This window comes from Inquilinus sp. NPDC058860, from assembly GCF_042743185.1.
Lineage (GTDB): Bacteria > Pseudomonadota > Alphaproteobacteria > DSM-16000 > Inquilinaceae > Inquilinus.
The window spans coordinates 13,869-28,122 of the sequence record NZ_JBHYMS010000048.1; the positions used below are offsets into that span (position 1 = coordinate 13,869).

Consider the following 14,254-nt stretch of genomic DNA (forward strand, 5'->3'; position numbering starts at 1 on the left):
GCGCCTCGCCGTCAATCGGGCGACGCAGACTGTTCGCAGGGCTGCCGACTGCCTATGCTCCGCCGCCATGACCGACCTGCCGCTCATCCGCCTGCAGCCCGGCCGCGACAAGCGCGTCGCCGCCGGCCACCCCTGGATCTTCTCGAACGAGATCGCCATGACGCCGGAGCTGCGCGAGGTGCCGCTCGGCGCCCCGGTGCGGGTCGAGGCGGCGAACGGCAAGTCCCTCGGGGTCGGCGGCTTCAACCGGCACGCGCTGATCGCCGTGCGCATGCTCGACCGCAGCCCGGATGCGGCGATCGACACCGCCTTCCTGCGCCGGCGCCTGGCCGCGGCGCTGGCGCTGCGCGACACACTGTTCGACCGGCCGTTCTACCGTTTGGTCCATGCCGAGGCCGACGGGCTGCCGGGGCTGATCATCGACCGCTACGGCGACGTGCTGGTGATGCAGAGCAACACCGCGCTGATGGACCGGCTGGAGGGCCCGCTCTGCGAGGCGCTGGAGGATCTGCTGCAGCCCCGCGCCATCGTGCTGCGCAACGACAGCGCTATGCGCGGCCTGGAAGGGCTGGCGGGGGAGGTGCGGGTCGCCCGCGGCGCCCTCGACGGCCCCGTCGCGGTGGAGGAGAACGGCGCCCGCTTCGAGGCCGACCCGCTCGGCGGCCAGAAGACCGGCTGGTTCTTCGACCAGCGCGACAACCGTGCCTTCGTGGCGAAGCTGGCCAGCGGCCGCCGGCTGCTCGACGTCTACACCCACACCGGCGGCTTCGGCATCCAGGCGGCGCTGGCCGGCGCCGAAGCGGTGACGCTGGTCGACCGCTCGGCCCCGTCGCTGGAGCTGGCGGCCAAGGCGGCGGCCGCCAACGGCGTCACCGACCGGGTGTCGACCGCCCGCGGCGAGGCCTTCGCCGAGCTGGAGCGCCGCGGGGCGGAGGGCGAGCGCTGGCCGGTGGTGGTGGTCGACCCGCCGGCCTTCGTCAAGTCGAAGAAGGACCTCGCCGCCGGCGCCCGCGGCTACGCCAAGCTGGCCCGGCTGGCGGCGCGGGTGACCGAGCGCGGCGGCTTCCTCTGCGCCTTCTCCTGCAGCCACCATGTCGACCCGGCGCTGTTCGCCGAGCAGGTGGCGCGCGGCCTGGTCGATGCCGGGCGGAGCGGCCGGATCCTGCGCCAGTCCGGCGCCGGGCCGGACCATCCGGTGCATCCGCTGCTGCCGGAGAGCGCCTATCTGAAAGGAATCGTGCTGCAGCTCGACTGACGCGCGGCGGGCTTGACAAGCCGGGCCGCTCCCGCTGGTCTAGACCAGCCAAAAGGGGAGGCCCGAGACAATGAACACCATCCTATCCCGCGTCCTGATGACGGGCGCGGCGCTCGCCGGCTTGGCCGGCGCCGCCCAGGCCGCGGACGTCACCCTGACGATCGAGAGCTGGCGCAACGACGACCTCAAGATCTGGCAGGACAAGATCATCCCGGCCTTCGAGTCGACGCATCCGGGGATCAAGCTGAACTTCGCGCCCTCGGCGCCGACCGAGTACAACGCCGCGCTGAACGCCAAGATGGAGGGCGGGGTCGCCGGCGACATCGTCGCCTGCCGTGCCTTCGACGCCTCGCTGGCGCTGTTCCAGAAGGGCCATCTGGCGTCGGTCAACGACCTCAAGGGCATCGACGCCTTCCCGGAGGCGTCGCGGACGGCCTGGAGCACCGATGACGGCAAGACCACCTATTGCGTGCCGGTCGGCTCGGTGATCGGCGGCTTCATCTACAACAAGAGCATCTTCGACAAGCTCGGCCTGACCCCGCCGCAGACCGAGGCCGAGTTCTTCGCCCTGCTCGACAAGATCAAGGCCGCTGGCGAAATCCCGCTCTCGATCGGCAGCGCCGACCAGTGGGAGGCCGCGACCATGGGCTTCCAGAACATCGGCCCGAACCACTGGCAGGGCGACCCCGGCCGCAAGGCGCTGATCGCCGGCACCGCCAAGTTCACCGACCCGCCCTATGTCGCCGCCTGGGCCGAGCTGGCCAAGTGGAAGCCCTATCTGGCCGACGGCTACGAGGCGCAATCCTACCCGGACAGCCAGAACCTGTTCACCCTCGGCCGCGCCGCGATCTACCCGGCCGGGTCGTGGGAGATCCCGCTGTTCGAGGCCCAGGCCGAGTTCCCGCTCGGCGCCTTCCCGCCGCCGGTGGCGAAGGCGGGCGACCCCTGCTTCATCTCGAACCACACCGATCTCGGCTTCGGCATGAACGCCCACAGCAAGCATCCGGAGGCGGCGCGCGCCTTCCTGGAATGGGTGGCCTCGGCCGAGTTCGCGACGCTCTACACCAACGCCCTGCCGGGCTTCTTCACACTGTCGACCCACAAGGTCGAGCTGAAGGATCCGCTGGCGGCGGAGTTCCAGAGCTGGAAGGACAAATGCGGCGGCAACATCCGCCTGGCGCACCAGATCCTGTCGCGCGGCAAGCCCAATGTCGACCAGGCGATCTGGAACGTCTCGGCCCAGGTGCTGAACGGCTCGATGACTGCCGAGCAGGCCGCTGCCAAAGTGCAGGAGACTCTCGACGCCTGGTACAAGCCGCTGGGGAAATAAGAGGAACACGGGGGCTGAGCACGATCAAGGCGATTGGCATAATATGCCAATCGCCTTATCTTATTCAGGTGCAGACGTGTTCAAGGACAGCCCGTGATGCCGACCCGCAACGTCGTCGTGACCGATCATCAGGCCGAGCTGATCGAGGGGCTGGTCAAATCCGGCCGCTATCAGAATGCCAGCGAGGTCCTGCGCGAAGGGCTCCGTCTGGTCGAGCAGCGCGAGCAGGAAGATGCCGCCAAGCTCGAGCGCCTGCGGGCCGCGGTCCAGGTCGGAATCGATGCGATAGAGCGCGGGGAGTATACGGAGTTCGATTCCGTGGAGGATCTGCGCCGGCATATGAGAGCGATAGCGGACTCGGCTCTGTCCGGCCTGCCGGATTGACGCGTGCCCGGGCGCCGCTGGCGGGTCAACCTGAGCGCCGCAGCTGAGCGCGACCTTTTCTCCATCCTACAATGGACCGGCCAGAGCTTCGGGACGAAACAGGCGCTCGTCTATGAGGAGACGATCGCGCATGCGGTCATGGCTCTCGCGGCAGGGCCGGAGCTTCCGGACAGCAGGAAGCGAGAGGACATCCTTCCGGGCATGCGGGTGTTGCACCTCGGACGGCACGTGCTGCGAGGCGATGAGCCGTAGGTCGGGTTCGCCCAAGCGAACCCGACACTCCGTCATCGCACCTTTCGCGACAGCGCCTATCCCGCCATGGCTGCCGCATCGGGCCGGTGGAGATAGCTGGTGAAGGTGTCGCGGAACACGCTCTCGCGCCGCAGCGCGATCGGCATCTGCGACAGGATCTGGCCCGCCTGGCCGCGATGATAACCGCCATGGGCGATGACATGGGCCAGCATCTCCTCGCGGGACATCCGGCCTGGCGCGCCGTCGGTGAAGGTGAAGGCGATCACCTCCGCGAGCTCGTCCGGGCTCAGCCGCGCGGCGTAGTCGATGTACCAGCGGTCAGTGTCCCGGACCGAGGCGGACAGCTCCTCCAGCGCCGGAGCATCGTCGGGTTCGTTCGTGGCGTACCCGTGTCCAATCTTCTGCAAGTTGGCGGCGAAGATGCGGTCGACGATGTGGGCGTGATTGAGGATCAGGAGGGCCGAGCGCCGTTCCGCCTGGAGGGCTTCTCCGTCCAGGGCGGCCATGGCGGCCAGCAGCCGGTCGTTCGCCCAGGCCTTGTATTGGAACAATGATGTCAGGAGCGATTGCGTCGTCATGAGTCCCGTCCGTGACTTGCGTGGAAGATCTGCAGCCATGCCGACTCGGTCGGACGCCACCCGTCGCCAGTCTCGCGCCGATCCCGCCGGAGGTCAAAGCGGGAGCGTTGGGTTGCCCTCGGCAATGACAGGGTAGGAGAGGGGCATGGCGCTCCTCACGGTCCCACCCGGGCCAGCAGCAGCAGGCGGCGGAAGGGGAACAGGGTGCTGCCGTCCGGCTGCGGCGGATAGGCCTGGGCCAGCCGCGCCGCGTAGCTGGCGATGAAGGCGTCGAGCTCCGGTCCCGACAGCGCCGCCATCACCGGCAAGAGCGCGGTGCCGCGCACCCAGTGCAGCACCGGGTTGTCGCCCTTCAGCACGTGCAGGTACTCGGTCTCCCAGATGTCGAGCGCTTCGGTGCGCGGCGCCAGCAGGTCGTAATAGGCGGCCGGGGTGCCGACCGGCGGGCGGCGCAGCGGGATCCGGCCGGCCCAGGGCGGCTCGGACGCCAGCGCCCGCATCAGCACATGGCTCGGCGCGTCGTGGTTGCGCGGCATCTGCACCGCCAGCACGCCGCCGGGGGCGAGGAAGGACAGCAGGCGCGGCACCAGCGCCTCGTGCCCCTCCAGCCATTGCAGCGCGGCGTTGGAGAAGATCAGATCCACCGGTTCCGCCGGTGTCCAGTCGGCGATGTCGCCCTCGACCCAGTCCAGGTCCGGATGGGTCGCCCGGGCCTCGCGCAGGGCGTTGCGGTCGCGGTCGAGGCCGGTGACCGCGGCGCGCGGCCAGCGTTCGGCCAGCTGGGCGGCCAGGGCGCCGGTGCCGCAGCCGAGATCGACGATCCGCCGCGCCTCGATGTCCGGCAGCCGGGTGATGAGGTCGAGCCCGGGCTGCAGCCGCGGGCCGGCGAATTTCAGCGTGTGGGTGGGATTCCATGCCATGGCGCCCAATCTACCGGAAGACCTGCCTCCGGCGCATCCCCGCACCGATCCGTGGGCGGATCGATTGACTCGGGCGCCGGTCGTGCCTATAACCCGCGACCGTTTTGCGTCCGGCGAGGGCGCGAGTAGAGCCATCCGGAGTTCCGACCGTGAAGAGAACCTTTCAGCCCAGCAAGCTGGTGCGCGCGCGCCGCCATGGCTTCCGCGCCCGCATGGCGACCGTCGGCGGCCGCCGCGTGCTGTCCAATCGTCGCGCCAAGGGTCGGAAGCGCCTCTCCGCGTAATCCGGCTCTCGCGGCCGGGGTGACCGGATGCGCGTCCGTCTTGACGATCCTGGATTGATCCGCCTCGGCCGGCTGAAGAAGCGCGCCGAGTTTCTGGCTGTGGCCGGAACCCGCCGCAAATGGGCGCAGCCGGGCGTGATCGTCCAGCTGCGCCGCTGGGACGGCGCCGAAGGCGGGGCGGAGGCCACGGCCGGCTGCGACCTGCGCGTCGGCTACACCGCCAGCCGCAAGGTGGGGAATTCGGTCGCCCGCAACCGGGCGCGCCGCCGTCTGCGCGCCGCCGCCGCCGAGGTGCTGGGCCGCCGGGCGGCGCCGGGCCTCGACCTGGTGCTGATCGCCCGCGGCGAGACCGTCCGCCGGCCCTTCGCCGACCTGGTCGCCGATCTCGACCGGGCGCTGGAGAAGCTGGGCGCCGTGCGTCCGGCGCCAGGAGTCGGAGGGGCGGAGGCCGGAGGGGCCGCGGCATGAGCCCGCTGGCCCATCTGATGCGCGCCCTGGTGATCGGCTACCGCTACAGCCTGTCGGCGCTGATCGGACGCCAGTGCCGGTTCGCGCCCACTTGCTCCGCATACGCGATCGAGGCTATTGAGCGGCACGGTGCGATCGCCGGGGGCTGGCTGGCCCTGCGGCGCATCGCGCGTTGCCACCCCTGGGGTGGGTCGGGGTATGACCCCGTGCCCGACACCCCGACTGCCGGTGGACGGGGCCATGACGCCTGCTGCGGCGCGGCCCGGCCCACCGACCATTGACCGTATTCGACTGACCGGCCGGCCAGATTACAGGGCAGGGGCCGGGACCGGAGCCCTGATGCGATGACCGACCAGAAGAACCTGATCCTGGCGATCGCCCTTTCGCTGGCCATCCTTCTCGGCTTCCAATTCCTGTTCCCGGCGCCGAAGCCGACTGCGCCGGCGCCGCAGCAGCAGGGCGCCACGACCTCGACCGCCTCGCCCCAGGCCCCGACCACGGTCGGCGGCGCGGCGCAGGCGCCGATGGATCGCGCCCAGGCGCTGGCCCAGAGCGGCCGGGTCAAGATCGAGGCGCCGCGCCTGCACGGGTCGATCAACCTGACCGGCGGCCGGATCGACGACGTCACCCTGCGCGACTACCGCGAGACGGTCGACCCCAACAGCCCCGAGATCGTGCTGCTGACGCCGCTGGGCGGGCCGTCCCCCTACTATGCCGACTACGGCTGGGCGCCGGCCGATCCCTCGGTCGTGGTGCCGGGCGCGAACACGGTCTGGACCGCCGACCGCCAGACGCTGACTGCGGACGCGCCGGTGGTGCTGCGCTGGGACAACGGCCAGGGGCTGGTGTTCGAACGCAGCATCTCGATCGACGCCAACTACATGTTCACGGTGGTCCAGCGCGTCGTGAACAACACCGACAAGCCGGTGCAACTGGCCCCCTATGGCCGGGTGCTGCGCTTCGGCACGCCGGTGACCCAGGGCTACTACGTGCTGCACGAAGGCCCCTACGGCGTGTTCAACGGCACGCTGGAGGAGAAGACCTACAAGGACATCCAGGACGACAAGGCGGTCAGGAACACCAGCACCGGCGGCTGGCTCGGCTTCACCGACAAGTACTGGCTGGCGGCGCTGATCCCGGACCAGGCGGTCAAGGTCGACACCCAGTTCCTGCACCAGTCGGACGGCGAAGGCCGCTATCTCGCCACCTACCAGGCCGACGCCGTGACCGTGGCCCCCGGCCAGACCGTGGACTCGACCGGCCGGCTGTTCGCCGGCGCCAAGGAGGTCGACCTGATCGGCAGCTATGCCGAGACGCTGAACATCACCAAGTTCGACTTCGCCATCGATTTCGGCTGGTTCTGGTTCCTGACCAAGCCGTTCTTCAAGATCCTGGCCTGGATCCACAGCGTCGTCGGCAATTTCGGCGTCGCCATCCTGATCTTCACCCTGGCGCTGAAGCTGCTGTTCTATCCGCTGGCGGACAAGTCGTACCACTCGATGGCGAAGATGAAGGCGCTGCAGCCGGAGATGGTGAAGCTGCGCGAGCGCTTCGCCGACGACAAGGCGAAGCAGCAGCAGGAGCTGATGGCGCTGTACAAGCGCGAGAAGGTCAACCCGGCTGCGGGCTGCCTGCCGATCATCATCCAGATCCCGGTGTTCTTCGCGCTGTACAAGGTGCTGCTGGTCACCATCGAGATGCGGCACGCGCCGTTCTTCGGCTGGATGCACGACCTGTCGGCGCCCGACCCGACCACGGTGTTCAACCTGTTCGGCCTGATCCCCTGGTCGCCGCCGGCGATGCTGATGATCGGCGCCGCGCCGATCATCATGGGCGTCACCATGTTCCTGCAGCAGAAGCTGAACCCGGCGCCGGCCGACCCGGTCCAGGCCAAGGTGTTCATGGCGCTGCCGATCGTGTTCACCTTCATGCTGGCGCATTTCCCCGTCGGCCTGGTGATCTACTGGGCGTGGAACAACACGCTGACGATCCTGCAGCAGTGGTCGATCATGAAGCGCATGCATGTGAAGATCTCGGGCGGGATGGAGGAAGGCGCCGAGGCGCCGGCCGCCCTGCCGCCCTCGGTCACCCGCAAGAAGAACGGGAACGCCGACAGCGCGCCGAAGGCGCCGGCCGCTCCGAAGGCGCCCGGCCCCCGCAAGCCGGCAGGCCGCAAGGGGTGACGGAGCCGCAGCCTGCCGAGCGGGAAGCATTCGGGCCGGAAGCGATCGAGGCGGGGCGGCTGCTGTTCGCGCAGGAGTGCCGCTTCACCTGGGGGTCGGCCGCGCTGTCCGACCTGCCGCCCGCGGGCCTGCCGGAGATCGCCTTCGCCGGCCGCTCCAATGTCGGCAAGTCCAGCTTGGTCAACGCCCTGACCGGGCGGAAGACCCTGGCCCGCACCAGCCACACCCCGGGCCGCACCCAGCAGCTCAACTTCTTCGACCTCGGCGGCCGGCTGTCGCTGGTCGACCTGCCGGGCTACGGCTACGCCAAGGTCTCGAAGTCGCTGTCCCATGGCTGGACCGAGACGCTGAAGGGCTATCTGCGCGGCCGCGCCACCCTGCGCCGGGCCCTGGTGCTGGTCGACGGCCGGCACGGCATCAAGGAGTCGGACGCGGAGATCCTGAAGCTGCTCGACGACACCGCCGTCGCCACCCAGGTGGTGCTGACCAAGATGGACAAGGTCGGCAAGGGCGAGCGCGAGCGCCGGGTCCCGGAGGTCGAGGCGGTGCTGAAGCGTCACCCGGCCGCCTTCCCGCGGGTGTTCCTGACCAGCAGCGACAGCGGCGAGGGCATTCCCGAGCTGCGCGCCTTCCTCACCGAGATCGCGAAGAACGGCTGACCGCGGTTGATCGCGGCCGCGCGGTCGGGCATGAGAGGGGCGCCGGCCCACCGCTCGCAGGAACGAGCCCGATGACCAAGCCTTACGCCGCCCCGCCCAAGCTGCCCGCCGCCTCGCTCGAAAAGGCCCAGACCCTGGTCGAGGCGCTGCCCTTCATGCGCCGCTACGCCGGCGCGACCTTCGTCATCAAATACGGCGGCAACGCCATGGGCGACGACTCTCTGACCGAGAGCTTCGCCCGCGACGTCGTGCTTCTGAAGCAGGTCGGCATCAACCCGGTGGTGGTGCATGGCGGCGGCCCGCAGATCGGCGCGATGCTGGAGCGGCTGCAGATCAAGTCCGAATTCGTCGACGGGCTGCGCGTCACCGACCGCAACACCGTCGACGTGGTCGAGATGGTGCTGTCCGGCAACATCAACAAGCAGATCGTCTCGGCCATCCAGTCGGTGGGCGGCAAGGCGGTCGGCGTGTCCGGCAAGGATGGCGGCCTGATCTCGGCCCGCAAGCTGCAGCGCACCAAGCGCGACCCCGACAGCAACATCGAGCGCATCCTCGACCTCGGCTTCGTCGGCGAGCCGGCGGCGGTGAACCCCGAGATCCTCGAGGCGTTCGAGGACAGCGACTTCATCCCGGTGATCGCGCCGATCGGCGTCGGCCCGCGCGGCGAGAGCTACAACATCAACGCGGACACCGCGGCCGGCGCCATCGCCGCGGCGCTGAACGCCACCCGCTTCTTCCTGCTGACCGACGTCGCCGGCGTCCTCGACAAGGAGAAGGCGCTGATCCAGGAGCTGCCGCTGGCCCGGGCGCGCGAGCTGATGACCGACGGCACCATCTCCGGCGGCATGATCCCGAAGCTCGAGACCTGCATCTCGGCGGTCGAGCAGGGGGTCGAGGGCGCGGTGATCATGGACGGCCGGGTGCCGCACGCCGTGCTGCTGGAGGTCTTCACCGAGGGCGGCATCGGGACGCTGATCCGGGCGTGACCCGTAGGTTGGGTTCGCGTCTGCGAACCCAACACTTCTGACTGCACACCCCGCGTTGGGTTCGCCACAGCGAACCCAACCTACGCCGGCAGGCCGATCAGCCCGGCCACCACATCCAGCAGCACATCGGCGCCGGCGGCCAACTGCTCCGGCGCGGTGAACTCCGCCGGGTTGTGGCTGATGCCGCCGCGGCTGGGCACGAAGATCATCGCCGAGGGCGCGATCCGGGCGATCATCTGGGCGTCGTGCCCGGCGCCGGAGGTGATGCGCCGCCAGCGATGGCCGCGCCGCTCCGCCGCCTCGGAAACCAGGCGGACGAGATCCGGGTCGAACCGCACCGGCTGGAACCGGGCCAGCCGCTCCGTCGCGACCTCCACCCCTTCGGCCGCCGCCAGCGTCTCGAGATAGCCGGCCAGCGCCGCCTCGGCCGCCTGTAGCCGCTCCTCCTCCGGGTCGCGCAGGTCGACCGTGAACACGGCGCGGGACGGGATCACGTTGATCGCGTCCGGCTCCAGCCGCAGCGACCCGACGGTGGCCAGCGTTCCGGCATTCGCCACGCGGTCGCGCAGATGGGCGATGACCCGGGCGGCGGCCAGACCGGCGTCGCAGCGGGCGGCGATCGGCGTGGTGCCGGCATGGTTGGCGGCGCCGGCGATGGTGACGCGCTGCCACGAGATGCCCTGCAGCGAGTCGACGGCGCCGATCGCCAGCCCCTCCGCCTCCAGCACCGGGCCCTGCTCGATGTGCAGCTCCAGGTAGCAGGCCGGGCGGATCGATCCGGGCTCCAGGTCACCGGCATAGCCGATCCGCGCCAGCTCCTCGCCCAGCACGGCGCCGTCGGTGCCGACCGCGGCCAGGGCGGCGTCGAGGTCCAGCCCGCCGGCATGGACCAGCGACCCCATCATGTCGGGCTGGAACCGCACGCCCTCCTCATTGGTGAAGGCGGCGACCGCGATCGGCCGGGCCGGCGCGGCGTCGGCGGCCCGCAGCGCCTCCACCACCGCCAGACCGGCCAGAACGCCATAGCAGCCGTCATAGATTCCGGCGTCGATCACCGTGTCGATATGCGACCCGACCATCACCGGGTCGGCGGCGCCGGCGGCAGGCCAGACGCCGAAGATGTTGCCGATACGGTCGACCCGCACCTCCAGCCCCGCCTCGAGCATCCAGCCCGCCAGCAGGTCGCGGCCTTCTCGGTCGGCGTCGGTCAGCGCCAGCCGGGTCGGCCCGCCCGAAGGCCCGCGGCCGATGGCGCCCAGGCGCTGCAGCCGGTCGATCAGGCGGGCATGGTCGAGGACGGGGCGGGCGGTCATGGCGGCTCCGGGATCGTTGCCGCGGCAGCATATCGCCGGCCCCGGTCGATCGGTTTGCGTATTGCGCCGGGCCGCGCAAAGGCTTTGCGCCGGCTTCCGATACCGGACGGCATCCTCTAGGGTTCCCTTCGACTCCCCAGAACGCCAAGACCGAGGACCGGAGCGATGGCCGACACCATCACCTATCTGACCACCACCCGCTTCGGGGCGGGCGCGGTCGAGCTGCTGCCGCAGGAGCTGGCGGAGCTCGGCATCCGCAAGCCGCTGCTGGTCACCGATCCCGGCATTGCCCGGCTGCCGCTGCTCGACCGGGTGCGGCGCCTGCTGCCCGCGGAGCATGCGCTGTTCGCTGAGACGCCGGGCAACCCGACCGAGGCGGCGGTCGACACGGCGTTCGAAGCCTTCCGGCATGCCGCCTGCGATGGGCTGGTCGCGCTCGGCGGCGGCTCGGCCATCGACCTGGCCAAGGCCGTGGCCCTGCGCGCCACTCATGCCGGCGCGCTGGCCGAATACGCGCTGATCGAGGGCGGCGCCGGCCGCATCGGCCCGGTGGCGCCGCTGATCGCGGTGCCGACCACGGCCGGCACCGGCAGCGAGGTCGGGCGCGCCGCCCTGATCACCCTGCGCGACGGCCGCAAGCTGGCGCTGATCAGCGGACACCTGATCCCGGCCCGTGCCGTCTGCGACCCCGAGCTGTCGCTGGGCCTGCCGCCGCTCCTGACCGCCGCGACCGGGATGGACGCGCTGACGCATTGCATCGAGACCTTCCTGTCGCCCCGGTACAACCCGCCGGCCGACGCCATCGCGCTGGACGGCGCCGGCCGCGCCATGCGCTTCCTGCCGCGGGCGGTGGCCGACGGCGACGACCGCGAGGCGCGGGCCGAGATGATGATGGCGGCGTTGCAGGGCGGGCTGACCTTCCAGAAGGGGCTGGGCGCGGTGCACGGCCTGTCGCATGCGCTGGGCGCGATCCCCGACCCGGTGCTGCATCACGGCACGCTCAACGCCGTGATCCTGCCGGCGGTGCTGCGCTTCAACGCCCCGGCGGCGGCCGCGAAATATCCCCGGCTGGCCCGCGCCATGGGGCTGGCGGAGGATGCCGACCTCGCCGCCGCGATCGAGGATCTGAACGCCCGGCTCGGCCTGCCGAAGAGCCTGCGGCAGATGGGCGTGACCGAGGCGCATCGCGACCGCACGGTCGCCGGCGCGGTGGCCGACCACTCCACCGCCAGCAACGCCCGGCCGGTGTCGCAGGCCGATTACGAGGCCCTGTTCGACGCCGCGCTGGGCTGACGCCGGGGCCCGTTCCGCCTACGCGATAGGCAAATTCCGGCGGCGCATGCATGGCGGGCAAAATTTTTCAAGGGGGTGGGAACCTCCCCCTTTGAGAAGGGTTCTAGGGGTGCACGTCCGCATCGTGCATGAACCTCCCTGTTCAACTCGGGCCGGCCATCGGGTCGGCCCTTTTCTTTGGGTCCCTGCCACACCCCCCATTCGGGGCGTAGATCGCACCCGCCCGGCCTGCTACCCAGGCATGGGGCGAAGCTCCGGCGTTCAAGCGAGGGTGGGATGGCGCGCGCGAGATTGCGGGATCTGGGATTGTCGATCGGCACGCTGCCGCCCGGCCCGAAGAACGGCATCACCGATGTCCCCGGCGTGCTGGTCGGCCAGGTCACCCTGATCGAGGAGGCGCCGCATGTCATCCGCACCGGCATCACCGCGATCGTGCCGCAGGACGGCGGGATCTGGCACCGCAACCTGTTCGCCGCCGGCCATGTGCTGAACGGCAACAGCGAGGTCACCGGCCTGACCTGGATCAACGAGTTCGGCCTGCTCTGCGGGCCGCTGGCCCTGACCGGCACCTTCTCGATCGGCGCGGTGCACGAGGGCATGGTCGAGGCGGAGATGACGCTGGCCACCGGCGCCGACTTCAAGATGCCGATGGTCGCCGAGACCTATGACGGCTGGCTGTCCGAGAGCGAGCATTTCGTGCTGCGGCCGCACCATGCGCTGGAGGCGCTGCGCCGCGCCACTGCCGACCCGGTGGCGGAGGGCTGCGCCGGCGGCGGCACCGGCACCAACGCGCATGAGTTCAAGGCCGGCACCGGCACCGCCTCCCGCGTCGTCGCCCAGGGCGGCGACAGCTGGACGGTCGGCATCCTGGTGCAGACCAATTGCGGCGACCGCGAGCGGCTGCTGCTGGATGGCGTGCCGGTCGGGCGCGAGATCCCGGTGACCGACGTGCCCAGCTGCTTCAGCCAGCGCCGGGTCGAAGGCTCGATCCTGGTCGTGGTCGCCACCGACGCGCCCTTGTTCCCGCACCAGCTGAAGCGGCTGGCGCAGCGCGCCGGGCTGGGCCTGGCCCGCTGCGGCGGCCTGGGCTGGCCGGGCAGCGGCGACGTGTTCATCGCCTTCTCCACCGGCAACGACCTCGGCCAGGCCACCGATGCCGGCCGTGTGCTGCCCTTCGAGGACCTGCGCATGCTGCCGGACTTCGCGTTGCAGCCGCTGATGGCGGCGGTGGTGGAGGCGACGGAAGAAGCGATCTGGAACTCGCTCTGCGCCGCCGAGACCACGACGGGCCGCCAGGGCCGGGTCAGCCATGCCCTGCCGGTCGAGCGGCTGCCCGGGATCATGCAGCGTTACGGACGCACTTGACGGCGCCGGTGCCGGGGATTCTTGTGTCGGCATCGACCGCCGCCAGACGGAGCCCCATGCGCCGCCTCCTCGCCGCTTTCCTCCTCGCCGCGGCCGTGCCGCTCGCCGCCCACGCCGCCGGCAGCGGCCAGCCGGTGCCGCGATTCGTGTCGCTGCGGTCGGACGAGGTGAACCTCCGCACCGGGCCGGGCGAGCGCTATCCGGTCGAATGGGTGGTCAGCAAGAAAGGCCTGCCGGTCGAGGTGATCGCGGAGTTCGACACCTGGCGCCGGGTGCGCGACTGGGAGGGGATCGAGGGCTGGGTCCACCAGGCCCTGCTGACCCGCCGGCGCAGCCTGGTGGTCACCGGCAAGGAGGACCAGCCGATCTACAACGAGCCCAGCGATGGCTCCGGCCTGATGGCGAAGGCGGAGCCGGGGGTGATCGGCTCGCTGCTGCGCTGCCCGGGCGACGGGGCGCAGGCCGACTGGTGCTATGTCGACCTCAAGGGCTATCGCGGCTGGATGCGCCGCGCCTCCTTCTGGGGCGCCTATCCGGGCGAGAAGGTGGAGTAGGGCGAGCCGACCGGCATCGCCCATGAAAAAGCCCCGCCGAAGCGGGGCTTTCCGTCAGGATCGTCGCGGGATCAGAGGTTGCTCTCGACCCAGTCCTGCAGGCTCTTCTTCGGCACGGCGCCGATCTTGGTGGCGGCGACCTGGCCGTCCTTGAACAGCATCAGGGTCGGGATGCCGCGCACGCCGTATTTCGGCGGCGTCATCGGGTTCTCGTCGATGTTCAGCTTGACCACGCTGACCTTGCCGCCCAGCTCGGCGGAGATCTCCTCCAGCGAGGGGCCGATCATCTTGCAGGGGCCGCACCATTCGGCCCAGAAATCCACCAGGACGGGACCCGGGGCCTTCAGGACGTCGGTTTCGAAGCTGGTATCCGAGACGGGCTTCGTGCTCATGGAAATTCCTTGCCTTAGGGGCGGGGACGCCACCTCAC

The 14,254-nt window shown here is 70.5% G+C and carries 17 protein-coding genes; 13 read left to right on the forward strand and 4 right to left on the reverse strand.

Annotation, left to right across the window (positions count from 1 at the left end; genetic code table 11):
• The first annotated feature begins 67 nt into the window (after positions 1-67).
• The 4 genes from ACFW16_RS26625 (at position 68) to ACFW16_RS26640 (ending at position 3,221) form a co-directional block, all read left to right on the forward strand.
• Positions 68-1,255, forward strand: a complete 1,188-nt coding sequence (locus tag ACFW16_RS26625) for a class I SAM-dependent rRNA methyltransferase (protein WP_380310798.1) — start codon at positions 68-70, stop codon at positions 1,253-1,255.
• Between the two features lie 70 nt (positions 1,256-1,325).
• Positions 1,326-2,585 carry an extracellular solute-binding protein gene (locus ACFW16_RS26630; RefSeq protein WP_380310800.1) on the forward strand — a complete coding sequence of 420 codons (1,260 nt, stop codon included), beginning with the start codon at positions 1,326-1,328 and terminating at the stop codon, positions 2,583-2,585.
• A 96-nt stretch (positions 2,586-2,681) separates the two neighbouring features.
• Positions 2,682-2,969 (forward strand): type II toxin-antitoxin system ParD family antitoxin, encoded by a 288-nt coding sequence (locus ACFW16_RS26635; RefSeq protein WP_380310802.1) that lies wholly within the window; start codon positions 2,682-2,684, stop codon positions 2,967-2,969.
• Between the two features lie 3 nt (positions 2,970-2,972).
• A complete protein-coding gene (locus ACFW16_RS26640) occupies positions 2,973-3,221 on the forward strand; it encodes a type II toxin-antitoxin system RelE/ParE family toxin (RefSeq protein WP_380310804.1) in 249 nt (82 codons plus the stop codon).
• A gap of 56 nt (positions 3,222-3,277) precedes the next feature.
• Here the strand turns inward: ACFW16_RS26640 and ACFW16_RS26645 are convergent, their stop codons facing one another.
• Together ACFW16_RS26645 and ACFW16_RS26650 are read right to left on the reverse strand one after the other, a co-directional pair.
• Positions 3,278-3,799, reverse strand: a complete 522-nt coding sequence (locus tag ACFW16_RS26645; protein ID WP_380310806.1) for a DinB family protein — start codon at positions 3,797-3,799, stop codon at positions 3,278-3,280.
• A gap of 155 nt (positions 3,800-3,954) precedes the next feature.
• A complete protein-coding gene (locus tag ACFW16_RS26650; protein ID WP_380310808.1) occupies positions 3,955-4,719 on the reverse strand; it encodes a methyltransferase domain-containing protein in 765 nt (254 codons plus the stop codon).
• A gap of 149 nt (positions 4,720-4,868) precedes the next feature.
• On the opposite strand from ACFW16_RS26650, the gene rpmH reads away from it, so the two are divergent.
• From rpmH to argB, 6 genes are all read left to right on the forward strand, one after another.
• Positions 4,869-5,003, forward strand: coding sequence for a 50S ribosomal protein L34 (rpmH, locus tag ACFW16_RS26655; RefSeq protein ID WP_138887974.1), 135 nt, complete (start codon positions 4,869-4,871; stop codon positions 5,001-5,003).
• A 27-nt stretch (positions 5,004-5,030) separates the two neighbouring features.
• The gene (rnpA, locus tag ACFW16_RS26660; RefSeq protein ID WP_380310811.1) at positions 5,031-5,471 is read left to right on the forward strand and encodes a ribonuclease P protein component; all 441 of its coding nucleotides are present in this window, start codon (positions 5,031-5,033) and stop codon (positions 5,469-5,471) included.
• On the forward strand, positions 5,468-5,752 hold the full coding sequence (yidD, locus tag ACFW16_RS26665) for a membrane protein insertion efficiency factor YidD (protein WP_380310813.1): 285 nt from the start codon (positions 5,468-5,470) through the stop codon (positions 5,750-5,752). Before rnpA ends, yidD begins: the two co-directional genes overlap by 4 nt.
• A gap of 63 nt (positions 5,753-5,815) precedes the next feature.
• Positions 5,816-7,654: a membrane protein insertase YidC gene (gene yidC / locus ACFW16_RS26670; RefSeq protein WP_380310815.1), complete on the forward strand. Its 1,839-nt coding sequence runs from the start codon at positions 5,816-5,818 to the stop codon at positions 7,652-7,654.
• A complete protein-coding gene (gene yihA, locus ACFW16_RS26675; RefSeq protein ID WP_380310817.1) occupies positions 7,651-8,313 on the forward strand; it encodes a ribosome biogenesis GTP-binding protein YihA/YsxC in 663 nt (220 codons plus the stop codon). Before yidC ends, yihA begins: the two co-directional genes overlap by 4 nt.
• 71 nt (positions 8,314-8,384) lie before the next feature.
• Positions 8,385-9,299 carry an acetylglutamate kinase gene (gene argB / locus ACFW16_RS26680; protein ID WP_380310819.1) on the forward strand — a complete coding sequence of 305 codons (915 nt, stop codon included), beginning with the start codon at positions 8,385-8,387 and terminating at the stop codon, positions 9,297-9,299.
• A gap of 80 nt (positions 9,300-9,379) precedes the next feature.
• Here the strand turns inward: argB and ACFW16_RS26685 are convergent, their stop codons facing one another.
• Positions 9,380-10,612, reverse strand: coding sequence for a Zn-dependent hydrolase (locus tag ACFW16_RS26685; RefSeq protein ID WP_380310821.1), 1,233 nt, complete (start codon positions 10,610-10,612; stop codon positions 9,380-9,382).
• A 165-nt stretch (positions 10,613-10,777) separates the two neighbouring features.
• On the opposite strand from ACFW16_RS26685, the gene ACFW16_RS26690 reads away from it, so the two are divergent.
• From ACFW16_RS26690 to ACFW16_RS26700, 3 genes are all read left to right on the forward strand, one after another.
• Complete coding sequence (locus ACFW16_RS26690; protein ID WP_380310823.1) at positions 10,778-11,905, forward strand: iron-containing alcohol dehydrogenase; 1,128 nt, start codon at positions 10,778-10,780, stop codon at positions 11,903-11,905.
• Positions 11,906-12,181: 276 nt separating this feature from the next.
• Positions 12,182-13,270 carry a P1 family peptidase gene (locus tag ACFW16_RS26695; protein ID WP_380310825.1) on the forward strand — a complete coding sequence of 363 codons (1,089 nt, stop codon included), beginning with the start codon at positions 12,182-12,184 and terminating at the stop codon, positions 13,268-13,270.
• Positions 13,271-13,326: 56 nt separating this feature from the next.
• A complete protein-coding gene (locus tag ACFW16_RS26700; protein WP_380310826.1) occupies positions 13,327-13,824 on the forward strand; it encodes an SH3 domain-containing protein in 498 nt (165 codons plus the stop codon).
• A 71-nt stretch (positions 13,825-13,895) separates the two neighbouring features.
• On the opposite strand, the gene trxA is transcribed toward ACFW16_RS26700, so the two are convergent.
• Complete coding sequence (trxA, locus tag ACFW16_RS26705) at positions 13,896-14,216, reverse strand: thioredoxin TrxA (protein WP_380310828.1); 321 nt, start codon at positions 14,214-14,216, stop codon at positions 13,896-13,898.
• Positions 14,217-14,254 lie beyond the last annotated feature (38 nt).

Bases quoted from the DNA above. Each gene is read 5' to 3' on its own strand.
- ACFW16_RS26650 (WP_380310808.1), bottom strand. From the start codon at position 4,719: ATGGCATGGAATCCCACCCACACGCTGAAATTCGCCGGCCCGCGGCTG.
- argB (WP_380310819.1), top strand. From the start codon at position 8,385: ATGACCAAGCCTTACGCCGCCCCGCCCAAGCTGCCCGCCGCCTCGCTC.
- ACFW16_RS26645 (WP_380310806.1), bottom strand. From the start codon at position 3,799: ATGACGACGCAATCGCTCCTGACATCATTGTTCCAATACAAGGCCTGG.
- trxA (WP_380310828.1), bottom strand. From the start codon at position 14,216: ATGAGCACGAAGCCCGTCTCGGATACCAGCTTCGAAACCGACGTCCTG.
- ACFW16_RS26690 (WP_380310823.1), top strand. From the start codon at position 10,778: ATGGCCGACACCATCACCTATCTGACCACCACCCGCTTCGGGGCGGGC.
- yidC (WP_380310815.1), top strand. From the start codon at position 5,816: ATGACCGACCAGAAGAACCTGATCCTGGCGATCGCCCTTTCGCTGGCC.
- ACFW16_RS26685 (WP_380310821.1), bottom strand. From the start codon at position 10,612: ATGACCGCCCGCCCCGTCCTCGACCATGCCCGCCTGATCGACCGGCTG.
- ACFW16_RS26695 (WP_380310825.1), top strand. From the start codon at position 12,182: ATGGCGCGCGCGAGATTGCGGGATCTGGGATTGTCGATCGGCACGCTG.
- ACFW16_RS26700 (WP_380310826.1), top strand. From the start codon at position 13,327: ATGCGCCGCCTCCTCGCCGCTTTCCTCCTCGCCGCGGCCGTGCCGCTC.
- ACFW16_RS26625 (WP_380310798.1), top strand. From the start codon at position 68: ATGACCGACCTGCCGCTCATCCGCCTGCAGCCCGGCCGCGACAAGCGC.
- ACFW16_RS26635 (WP_380310802.1), top strand. From the start codon at position 2,682: ATGCCGACCCGCAACGTCGTCGTGACCGATCATCAGGCCGAGCTGATC.
- yidD (WP_380310813.1), top strand. From the start codon at position 5,468: ATGAGCCCGCTGGCCCATCTGATGCGCGCCCTGGTGATCGGCTACCGC.
- rnpA (WP_380310811.1), top strand. From the start codon at position 5,031: ATGCGCGTCCGTCTTGACGATCCTGGATTGATCCGCCTCGGCCGGCTG.
- ACFW16_RS26630 (WP_380310800.1), top strand. From the start codon at position 1,326: ATGAACACCATCCTATCCCGCGTCCTGATGACGGGCGCGGCGCTCGCC.